This is a genomic window from Tepidanaerobacter sp. GT38 (assembly GCF_021991635.1).
In the GTDB taxonomy this organism is placed as follows: domain Bacteria; phylum Bacillota; class Thermosediminibacteria; order Thermosediminibacterales; family Tepidanaerobacteraceae; genus DTU063.
In genome coordinates, this window is sequence record NZ_JAFFJA010000141.1 from 1 (window position 1) to 2,408 (window position 2,408).

Here is a 2,408-nt window from a genome sequence, read left to right on the forward strand (position 1 = left end):
AAACAAAAACGGGAGTTCTTGCTTGTGGCATGAAGCTATTGGCCATTTTCGGGTGCTATTCTTTCATGTGAACTTTACAAAGCCAGTAATTAAATTATTATTTTTAACAGATGGGAAATTGTGCTATTCTACATAAATATTACCGCAAATAAGAAATTTTTTCATCTGGTTTTAAAAATTTTTAGATAAAGTATATAAATTAAATTTTGAAATATAAGTGCTAATCAAACAACCACAAAACCCTATTTAATGCTAAACAGAATAAAATCAAAGGCCGGATAATTTAACCTTGTTATCCGGCCCATTTACTTTAATTATTATATTACATATATTGCTTTACATGTTCTAAACCTTTTACGGCTGCTTCTTCTTGAGTGGGCAGTGGCAGGCATTCAAAGGCAATAGCACCTGAATAATTAATCTCCTTTAAAACAGAAATGATGGCTTCAAAATCTAAGTGACCTGCTCCGGGATACCACCTGTTGCTGTCAGCAAAATGCACATGCCCTAACGTAGCTTTCGCCATCTTTATGCTCTCTATTAAATCTTTTTCCTCAATATTCATGTGAAATGTATCTATATGTAGCTTAAGATAATCACTGCCTACTTTTTCTATAAATTTAAGCCCTTCATAAACATTGTTTATGAAATTTGTCTCATATCGATTGATAGCCTCAAGGGTTATTATAACACTTTGTTTTTCTGCATTCTCCATAACAGCTTTGAAGCAATCTAGTGCATATCCTTCGTATTTGTCATATTCACTTGTATTCGGCACTTTTCCCCTCATTGATCCTACAATTACTTTGGCATTAAGCTCCTTTGCAACCTGTATATGCTCAAAAATTCTCTCTACTGCTTTTTGACGCACGACTGAATCTTGATCAGTAAAGCTCAAACCATCTACGGTATAGCCCATTCCGGTTCCAATTGTAGAGACAGTTATATTGTTTTCTTCACAGGTTTTTTGTATTTCATGAATGTCCAAGGTTTTTGGGTCATTTACGTGGATTTCCACAGCATCATAACCCATTTTAGCTGCTTTTTTTATATTTTCAGTGTAACTGCCTCTTAAGACAATGGGGGCGTTTTTCCCTGCTTCTTTTGCTATTGCGAGACTTATTTTCATGTGTTTTCACTGCCTTTCTATTTTGGATTTTAAATTTAATTAATTACCCCTATTTTTTTGCATACACTTGTAGACTTCCTCACAACCAACTCCGTATTAAAAATGATTTTTTCGCTTTTTGAACGTTCTCCCTTAAGCTTTTTAATGAGAAGCTCTGTAGCATAATAACCCATTTCTCTTATTGGCTGATTTATAGTGGTAAGTTGCGGATCGGTTAATTCAGCCAGAATTGTATTATCACAACCGACAACAGAAATATCTGCAGGAACAGAGAAGCCAACACTCTTTAAAGCACGAATAATACCTAATGCTATTAAATCATTGGCCGCAAAAAAAGCCGTGGGTCTAAGACCCCTATTCAATAACTCAAGAGTTTTTTTGTAACCAAAATCCAATTTAAAATCCCCATAGGCAACTAGTTCAGGTACAATTTTTAGACAGGCTTCTTTTATCGCTTTTACATAACCCCTTGCTCTTTCAATATTTACTTCGATTTGAGGTGGTCCCAAAAAACAAGCTATACTTTTATGCCCAAGCTGAATTAAGTGATTTGTAGCAAGGTAGCCACTTGTTACATTATCCGAACAAACCACATCAATATCATATCCACTTGATTTATCTATATTTCTATCCAACAGCACCAATGGTACTTTATCCTTCGCTAGGTTTATCACATTTTCATCGTTATAATGAGCAGTTGTTATAACAAACCCATCAACACTTTTTTGTCTTAAGAGGTTTATATATGCTGTTTCTTTTTGTATGCAGTAATCAGTATTGCAAATTACTGTGTTAAAACCAAAATCGTTACAAGCATCTTCTACCCCTCTAGACAATTCAGAGTAAAAAGGATTTGAAATATCGGGAATTAAAAGACCTATTGTTAAGGTGGATTTTTTGGTTAAAGCCGAGGCTATAATATTAGGTGTGTAATTTAACTCCTCAATTGCCATCTTAACTTTCTGTTTGGTTTTTTCTGAGACGAGTTCACTATTGTTCAAAACTCTTGACACAGTGGCTATAGAAACTCCAGCTTTTCTAGCTACATCATATATTGTACAAGAAATAATAACCACCTCACAAAAAACAAATATACTCTCAAAGTGAACTAAATTATTGGAATCCAATCTAGTCTAAAAACATTAATTTAACCCTAATTTAATCTATGTATAAAATTAAGTCAAGTTCTAATTTGTAAAAATGTTGTTATTCTGTGATAATGTCATGTTGAATTTATTCTGATAAAATGTCAGGTATGAGAGAGGAGACATTCAACATG

Annotated in this window: 2 protein-coding genes; both read right to left on the reverse strand. The window is 33.7% G+C overall.

Going from position 1 to position 2,408, the window contains the following annotated elements; translation table 11 throughout:
• Positions 1-322 precede the first annotated feature (322 nt).
• The gene (iolO, locus tag JT739_RS12590) at positions 323-1,129 is read right to left on the reverse strand and encodes a 5-keto-L-gluconate epimerase (RefSeq protein ID WP_237661469.1); all 807 of its coding nucleotides are present in this window, start codon (positions 1,127-1,129) and stop codon (positions 323-325) included.
• A gap of 35 nt (positions 1,130-1,164) precedes the next feature.
• Positions 1,165-2,205 carry a LacI family DNA-binding transcriptional regulator gene (locus JT739_RS12595; RefSeq protein WP_237661470.1) on the reverse strand — a complete coding sequence of 347 codons (1,041 nt, stop codon included), beginning with the start codon at positions 2,203-2,205 and terminating at the stop codon, positions 1,165-1,167.
• Positions 2,206-2,408 lie beyond the last annotated feature (203 nt).

Excerpts from the sequence above, each read along its gene's own strand:
- iolO (WP_237661469.1), bottom strand. The coding sequence starts at position 1,129 with ATGAAAATAAGTCTCGCAATAGCAAAAGAAGCAGGGAAAAACGCCCCC.